9 protein-coding genes are annotated in these 7645 nt (G+C 67.3%); 6 read left to right on the top strand and 3 right to left on the bottom strand.

All coding sequences use genetic code 11. The features are described 5' to 3' along the window. Window positions 1-184: 184 nt before the first annotated feature. Window positions 185-427, bottom strand: a complete 243-nt coding sequence (locus tag ACIPIA_RS06900) for a hypothetical protein (protein ID WP_400507943.1) — start codon at window positions 425-427, stop codon at window positions 185-187. Between the two features lie 303 nt (window positions 428-730). Between ACIPIA_RS06900 and ACIPIA_RS06905 the strand changes: the two genes are divergently transcribed. After that, window positions 731-991 carry a hypothetical protein gene (locus ACIPIA_RS06905; protein WP_400507945.1) on the top strand — a complete coding sequence of 87 codons (261 nt, stop codon included), beginning with the start codon at window positions 731-733 and terminating at the stop codon, window positions 989-991. A 10-nt stretch (window positions 992-1001) separates the two neighbouring features. Here ACIPIA_RS06905 and ACIPIA_RS06910 read toward each other — a convergent pair whose 3' ends face one another. Further along, window positions 1002-1457, bottom strand: a complete 456-nt coding sequence (locus ACIPIA_RS06910) for an RbsD/FucU family protein (RefSeq protein ID WP_400507947.1) — start codon at window positions 1455-1457, stop codon at window positions 1002-1004. Next, a complete protein-coding gene (locus ACIPIA_RS06915; protein ID WP_400507949.1) occupies window positions 1451-2308 on the bottom strand; it encodes an amidohydrolase family protein in 858 nt (285 codons plus the stop codon). The genes ACIPIA_RS06910 and ACIPIA_RS06915 overlap by 7 nt, the downstream gene beginning before the upstream one ends. Window positions 2309-2521: 213 nt before the next feature. On the opposite strand from ACIPIA_RS06915, the gene ACIPIA_RS06920 reads away from it, so the two are divergent. From ACIPIA_RS06920 to ACIPIA_RS06940, 5 genes are all read left to right on the top strand, one after another. Continuing rightward, the gene (locus tag ACIPIA_RS06920) at window positions 2522-3859 is read left to right on the top strand and encodes an ABC transporter substrate-binding protein (RefSeq protein WP_400507951.1); all 1338 of its coding nucleotides are present in this window, start codon (window positions 2522-2524) and stop codon (window positions 3857-3859) included. Window positions 3860-3996: 137 nt separating this feature from the next. Continuing rightward, window positions 3997-4923 carry a carbohydrate ABC transporter permease gene (locus ACIPIA_RS06925; protein ID WP_400507953.1) on the top strand — a complete coding sequence of 309 codons (927 nt, stop codon included), beginning with the start codon at window positions 3997-3999 and terminating at the stop codon, window positions 4921-4923. Further along, on the top strand, window positions 4923-5741 hold the full coding sequence (locus tag ACIPIA_RS06930; protein WP_400507955.1) for a carbohydrate ABC transporter permease: 819 nt from the start codon (window positions 4923-4925) through the stop codon (window positions 5739-5741). The genes ACIPIA_RS06925 and ACIPIA_RS06930 overlap by 1 nt, the downstream gene beginning before the upstream one ends. A gap of 83 nt (window positions 5742-5824) precedes the next feature. Continuing rightward, window positions 5825-6721 carry a dihydrodipicolinate synthase family protein gene (locus tag ACIPIA_RS06935; protein ID WP_400507957.1) on the top strand — a complete coding sequence of 299 codons (897 nt, stop codon included), beginning with the start codon at window positions 5825-5827 and terminating at the stop codon, window positions 6719-6721. A 22-nt stretch (window positions 6722-6743) separates the two neighbouring features. Then, a complete protein-coding gene (locus ACIPIA_RS06940) occupies window positions 6744-7421 on the top strand; it encodes a GntR family transcriptional regulator (RefSeq protein WP_400507959.1) in 678 nt (225 codons plus the stop codon). Window positions 7422-7645 lie beyond the last annotated feature (224 nt).

Genomic DNA, 7645 nt, shown 5'->3' on the forward strand with positions numbered 1-7645 from the left:
AAGAACCTGGAGAAGCAGGCGAACTACCCCAATCCCGGCGATTTCTACATGAACCGCTTTTCGAAGCCGGAGCGCGTGCGCCGGGACTATTACATCGAATGCGCCGCGAAATTCCGCAAGGAGACGGCGAAGTAGCGGCGCAGGCGGGCCGGGCGGGGAGGTGGCGTGCCGGATCTCCGGCCGCTCAATCGCCCGTCATGGTCATTTCGGCGTCGATCGCCTTCATCCGCGGGTTGGCAGCGCAGAAGGCCCGGATCTTCTCAGCGACGCCGGCCGAGTACTCGCTCTTGCGGTGGCCGCCGGATTTCAGCCAGTCGGCGCAGCTCAGCTCCCGGTCGGTGATGCGGGCGGCGGCCGGGGCGGCGAGAGCGGCGAGGATGGGAAGGCAGGCGGAGGCGGCGAGCAAAACGCGGGAGAGGCGGGGCATGGTCTGGTCCTGAACGGGCGGCCGCATCACAGGCCTGCCTCGGGCGGGCTCCTCCTAGGGCATCGGACCGGAAAGTGGAATCCACTTTCGGAAGAATCCGATCCCGCGACAGTTGCCCGTGTCTGGCATGGCGGAAGGGGGCAGGCGGCAGCCGGCAATTCGTGATAGGCAGCGGCTCATTCCGCTCGAGCATGCCCGGCGAACAGGGTTCGCCTGCGAAGCTCGCGCCTTTTGTTCTGACGCCATTCCGGACGCGAAGCCGCTTCGCCGCCTTGCCGGAATTGCTCTGGAGGTAACGAGACCATGGCCAGGAAGACGCCCGAACAGCTTGCCCGCGAATTCGAGGGCCGCAAGGCCAAGGGGCTGGCCAAGGGCGGGGCGGCCTACTGGCCCAATATCCTCGCCAATGCCGTGCTGAAGCTGGCCCAGCAGCGGGAGGCGATCACGCCGGAGGCGCTGGTCGCGCTGATCGAGCGCGAGGGCGAGACGCTCGATGTTTCGGTGAAGGCCGGCGCGTCCGAGGCGATCGCGCGGCTGAAGCAGGCCGTCGCCAAGGGAGCGTGAGACCAGGGCGTCAGCCCGGCACGCCGGCGATCACGCCCTTGCGCAGCAGGAAGCAGCCATAGGGGCGGGGATCGCCGACCTGCACCACGGCGAACGCGCGCCGCGCCGCCTCGTAGAAGGCGAAGCGCTCGATGCCGGCCAGCGGTGCGGGCCGGCCCAGCGCCTTGTCGATCTCGATCTGCACGGCGCTCTGGACGTCGGGGATCGCGGCGGCATCGCCGACGACTTCCATGCGCCTGACGGGCGCGGGCTCGAAATCGTCGATCGGCAGCACCGAGAGGATGGCGCGGGCGGCGCGCTGCATCGTCAGGCCGGGCAGGCGGACCAGCCGGCCGCTGGTGGTGGCGCCGGCGATGGTCTGCGCCGGGTGGTTGGCATCGACCAGGGCGAGGTCGTCGCCATGGCCCATGGCGGCGAGCACCCAGAGCAGGTCGGCGGAGAGGACGGGGTCGAGGTTCTTCAGCATGGGCGGCGGCCCCTCTCGGCAAGGTAGATGCGGGCGGCGTTGCCGCCGAAGAGCGCGGCGCGATCCGGCTCGGAGAGAGCCGCGGTGAGCCGCTCGGCGGCGGCGTGCCATTCGGCGTAGGAGGCGGCCAGCGTCGCGACCGGCCAGTCGCTGCCCCAGAGCAGGCGCTGCGGGCAGAAGCAGGCGAGGAGATGCGCGATGGCCGGCGCCAGCGTCGCGTCGGTCCAGCTCGGCCCGGCTTCGGTGACGAGGCCGGAGAGCTTGCAGGCCGTATTCGGCCGGGCCGCGAGCGCGGCGATGCCGCCGCGCCATGCGGCGAGGTCGGCGCCGGTCAGGTCGGGCTTGGCGCCGTGGTCGATGACGACGGGGAGCGCGGTCTCGCGTTCCAGCAAGGCAAGGAGTGCCGGGATCTGCGGCGGCTTCACCAGCGCGTCGAAGACGAGGCCGTGCTGCTTCAATGCGGCGAAGGCGGGGGCGAGGCCGGGCCTGGCGAGCCAGCCGGGATCGGGGATGTCCTGCACCATCGGGCGCAGGCCCACCAGCAGCGGGTCGGCCGCCAGAGCGGCGATGCGGGCGGGGGCGTCGGCGGCCTCGAAGTCAGTCCAGCCGACGACGCCGGCGATGAAGGGCGTGGTGGCCGCGAGATCGAGCAGGAAGCGCGTCTCCGCTTCGGTCGGCGCTGCCTGGACGAGGATGGTCGACGCGATGCCGTGTCCGGCGAGCAACGGGGCGAGATCGCCCGGTTCGAAGTCGCGATGGAGGGGCTTGAGCGCCGGCGTCAGCCAGCCGTAGTCTCCACGGCCGAGCCGCCAGAAATGCTGGTGCGAATCGATGCGTGGCTGGGTCTTCACGGGCGGCTCTCGCGCATGGGCTCGGCGCCGGCCGGGGCCGGTGTCGCGCTACTATGTGCACGCCAACATGTTAGCTTGCAACCGGCTCGAAAGCGGATTAGCGTCCAGTCCGATCGCGGGTGGCGGAGGCGACGCTTCAGGGCCACCCCGCGCGAAGGCAAGCCCGCAAAGGGCGGCGCAGTAGACTGATCAAGAGTCCTGGGGAGGACGCCGATGACCGACAGCATTCTCAAGCCGACCCGCCGCGTCCTGCTGGCCGGCGGCGCCGCAGCCATCGCCTCGCCGCTGGTGCTGCGCAAGGCGCAGGCTCAGGCGCCGTTCGACTGGAAAAAGTTCGCCGGCCAGTCGATCGACGTGCTGCTTGTCAAGAACCCGCGTTCCGACCTGATGCAGGCGGCGGAGAAGGAGTTCACCGAGCTCACCGGCATCAAGGTCTCGGCCGAGCAGGTGCCGGAGCAGCAACAGCGCCAGAAGGCGGTGATCGAGTTCGCTTCGGGCAAGCCGAGCTTCGATGTCAGCGGCATCTCGCTGCATGTGCAGAAGCGCATGGCGGCCAAGGGCAAGTGGTTCGAGAATCTCGACCCCTACATCAAGAACCCGTCGCTGACCGCCCCGGATTTCGACTTCGCCGATTTCGGCGCGGGCCCGGTCGCCTATGCGCGGCAGGCGGACGGGTCGCTCGATACGATCCCGTTCTTCGTCGACTACTGGATGATCTACTACAACAAGGAGCTCTTCGACGCGAAGGGCGTGGCCTATCCGAAGACGATGGACGAGATCTTCACCGTCGCGCAGAAGCTGCACGACCCCGCCAAGGGCGTCGCCGGCTTCGTCTCGCGCGGCCTGAAGAACGCCAATATCCCGGTCTGGACCTCGCTGATGCTCGGCCAGGGCATGGAGACGGTCTCGCCCGAGGGCAAGCTGCTGACCGACACGCCCGAGGCGATCTGGGCGGCCGATCTCTACCGCAAGCTCAACAAGGACACCGGCCCGGTCGGCCAGGTCGGCTTCAACTGGAACGAATGCCAGACCACCTTCATGCAGGGCCGCGCCGCGATGTGGCTCGACGGCATCGGCTTCGCCACGCCGCTGGAGGACCCGTCGAAGTCCCGCATCGTCGGCAAGGTCGGCTATGGCGTGACGCCGCCGGGGCCGAAGGCGCATCATGCCGGCATGTTCGCCGACGGCATGGGCATCTCGCGCGGCTCCTCGAAGAAGGAAGCGGCCTGGCTCTATCTGCAGTTCATGACCAACAAGAAGAACCAGATCGCCATGCTCAAGGCCGGCGCCGGCGCGCCCGGCCGCTCCTCGGCCTATCTCGACACAGAGACGATCTCGCAGTCGAAGTTCGGCAAGCAGTATTTCGAGTGCCTGCTGGCCTCGGCCAAGATCGCGCGGGCGGGCCTGCCGCAGATCGTGCCGGTGACCGAGTTCCGCGACGTGTTCGGCGTGGCGCTGACCAATGCGATCGGCGGGGCGGATGTCGCGGCCGAGCTCAAGAAGGCGACGGAAACCTTCGCGCCAGTGCTCGCCAAGAGCGAGCAGGGCTGAGGCTGCCCCAAGCGGGAGGCGTCCTGGTCGGGCTCGTCCCGACCATCCACGTCCTTACCGGCCGCAGAGCGCATTCAAGACGTGGATGCCCGCCACGAGGGCGGGCATGACGGCTCGTATCCAGTGAAGCAGATCGCATGACCAGCACGTCCCTGCCAGCCAGCCTCGCCAGCGCGACGCCTCCTGCCGCCGCAGCGTCGCAGGATTTCACGCCGCGCTACTGGCTGTTCTCGCTGCCGGCGGTGCTGGTCATCGCGGCCGTGATCGTCTTCCCCTGGCTGTTCACGCTCTACATGTCCGGGCAGGACTGGAAGATCGGGGGCGGGACGGAGTTCGTCGGCCTCGGCAACTTCGCCGAGCTGGCGAAGGATTCGCGCTTCATCGAGTCGATGGGCCATACCGCCTATTTCACGGTGCTCGCGGTCGTGCTGCCGATCGTGTTCGGCACGGCGGCGGCGCTGGTGTTCCACCGCGAATTCCCGTTCCGGGGCCTGCTGCGCACGATCTTCGTCATGCCGATGATGGCGACGCCGGTCGCGGTCGCGCTGGTCTGGACGATGATGTTCCATCCGCAGCTCGGCGTGCTCAATTACCTGCTGTCGCTCGTCGGCATCGGGCCCTCCGGCTGGGTCTACGATCCCGCCACGGTGATCCCGACGCTGGTGATGGTCGAGGTCTGGCACTGGACGCCGCTGGTCATGCTGATCGTGCTCGGCGGATTGGCCGGGCTGCCGCGAGAGCCCTACGAGTCCGCGCTGATCGACGGCGCCAATGACTGGCACATGTTCCGTCACATCACGCTGCCGCTGGTCTGGCCCTTCATCATGGTTGCGATCGTCATCCGCACCATCGATGCGCTGAAGGCCTTCGACACGATCTTCGTGATCACGCAGGGCGGGCCGGGCACGGCCTCGGAGACGCTGAACATCTTCCTCTATCTGCAGGCCTTCCAGTTCTACAAGATCGGCTACGCCTCGGCCGTCGTCGTGATCTTCTTCGTGATCATCATCATGCTCTCGCTGCTGCTGCTCTATGCGCGGCAGAAGTCGAAGTGGAACGCGTGATGAAGCGCTTCGCCAAAAAGCTCGGCTTCTGGGCCTCGGTCTTCGTGCTGGTCTCGCCGGCGGTGCTGGTCTTCCTCTGGATGATCTCGCTTTCGCTCAAGAACGAGCTCGACAACACCGCGTTCCCGCCGGTCTTCATCCCGAACCCGCCGACGCTGAAGAACTATGTCGATGTCTTCGCGCAGAACAATTTCGGGCTCTATCTCTGGAACTCGATCCTGGTCACGGGGGGCGCGGTGCTGCTCGGCCTGCTGGTCGGCGTTCCCGCCGGCTACGGCATCGCGCGCGGCAAGGCGCATAAATTCGCGGTGCTGATCCTGGTCGCGCGGATGACGCCGGCCCTGTCCTACCTGATCCCGCTCTTCCTGTTGTTTCAAATCACAGGATTGGTGGGCTCCATCACGGCGCTGGTCATCACCCATCTCGTCATCACCATCCCGATCATCGTCTGGATCATGATCGGGTATTTCGAGAACGTGCCGATGGAACTGGAGGACGCGTCGCGCATCGATGGCGCCACGACCTGGCAGGCCTTCCGCCATGTCGCGCTGCCGCTGGCCAAGCCGGGCATCGTCGTCGGCGGCATCCTCGCCTTCATCTTCTCCTGGAACAACTTCATCTTCTCGGTGGTGCTCGGCGGCAAGGCGAGCCGGACGTTGCCCTCGGCCGTCTACAACTCGCTGACCTTCGAGCAGATCTCCTGGGGGCCGCTGGCGGCCGCGGCGCTGCTGGTGACGCTGCCGGTGCTGCTGGTCACCGTGATCGCACAGCGCCAGATCGTGGCCGGGCTTTCGTCCGGGGGCCTCAAGGACGGCTAGCAAAACCCATGCAGGGCGCTTGCGGGCGCTTCTGTCTTCATACTAACATGTCAGTCACCATTCAGCTCTGAAAGCTCCCTCACATGGCCACCGACACGACCCGCTTCGGCCTCTCCTGCGCGATCACCACCCCGATGCGGGAGGGCGGCAGCGTCGACCTCCCGCGCCTGACCCATCACGCGCGCCATGTGCTTGCGCGCGGCTGCGACTCCGTCACGCTGTTCGGCACGACGGGGGAGGGCGCGGCGCTCGGCCTGCCGGCGCGGACGGCGATGATGGGGGCGCTGATCGGGGCGGGGATCGACCCTGCCAGCCAGATCTATGCCGGCGTCGCGGCCGCCTCGCTCCATGAATCGGTCGAACAGGCGCGGCTGGCGCTCGATGCCGGGGCGAAGGGCCTGCTCGTGGCGCCGCCCTTCTACTTCAAGGGCGTCAGCGACGACGGCCTCTTCGCCTGGTTCTCGCAATTCTTCGAGAAGCTCGGACCTTCGGCCCGCAACGTCGTGCTCTATCACATCCCCTCGGTGACGGCGGTCGAGATCAGCGTCGGGCTGGTGCAGCGGCTGAAGACGGCATTCCCCGGCCTCGTCATCGGCGTCAAGGATTCCTCCGGCAGCTATGCCAATACCGAGGCGCTGCTGAAGGCGCATGGCGAACTCGCCATCCTCGTCGGCGACGAACGCCAGCTCGCAAAGGCGGTGCGCAACGGTGCGCAGGGCACGATCTGCGGTGTCGCCAACCTCGTGCCGGAGTTGCTGCGCCCGATGGTCTACGAGGGCAAGGACAGCCCGGTCGTCAACGCGCTGGTCGACGAGATCTGCTCCTACCCGGTGCTGCCGGCGGTGAAGGCGCTGGTCGGCCATGTCCATGGCGATGCCGGCTACGGCGCGATGCGCCCGCCGCTCGAAGCGCTGGACGAAGCCACCCGCAAGCGGCTCTTTGCAGCATTCGATTCGATCACCCAGGCGAAGGCCGCCTGACGAGGACACAGAGGGAGGGATCGTGAGCCAGCCGGAGCAGGAACCGCGCGAGGGCGAACCGCTGAAACTGAGGGAGCGCGCCTATGCCTCCTTCACCGAGCGATTGCTGGCGCGCGAGATCAGGCCCGGCCAGTTCGTGACCCAGCGCGAACTCGTCGCGATGACGGGCTTCCCGCTCGGCGCCATCCGCGAGCTGATCCCGCGCCTCGAGGCGGAGGGGCTGATCAAGACCGTGCCGCAGCGGGGCATGCAGGTCGCCCATGTCGATCTCAACCTGATCCGCAACGCCTTCCAGTTTCGGCTCTTCCTCGAGAAAGAGGCGACGGCGCTCTATGCCCAGAACGCCACGGATGCCGAGATCGCCGAGCAGCGATCCCGGCACGAGGCCATCGTCCAGCGGGCCGAGGCCGGCGGCGACGAGCGGCTGATCGAGGATGCCGAGGAGGTCGACCGGCTGATGCACGAGGCGATCATCGATCACCTCGACAACGAGATCGTCAGCCAGGCGTTTCGGGTGACCTGGCTCAAGATCCGGCTGATCCGGCAATACGAGACGCGCATCCACAACAGCATCATCGTGCCGGTGATGCAGGACCATCTCGCCATCATCGCGGCGATCGAGACGCGCGACCCCGAACGCGCGGCCGAGGCGATGGCGGCCCATATCGGCAACGCCCGCACGCGGGCGATGCAGTACTGACGACCTGAAGACGACGAGCCGGAAAACCGGCTGGAACTGGGGAGAAGCCGCTATCGGCCTTCACAACCCCTCATGAGGAGCCGCGCAACGGCGTCTTGCGGGATGTTCCAGGATGCTCCGGAGGCATCCGGAACATCCTTCGAGACGCAGCCCCTGGCTGCTCCTCAGGATGAGGGCTGAGTTGGTCGGTGCGGCCTGAAACGGCGAGGGAACGGTCATGAAGA

The sequence above is a fragment of the Allobosea sp. CER48 genome, assembly GCF_044752385.1.
Lineage (GTDB): Bacteria > Pseudomonadota > Alphaproteobacteria > Rhizobiales > Beijerinckiaceae > Allobosea.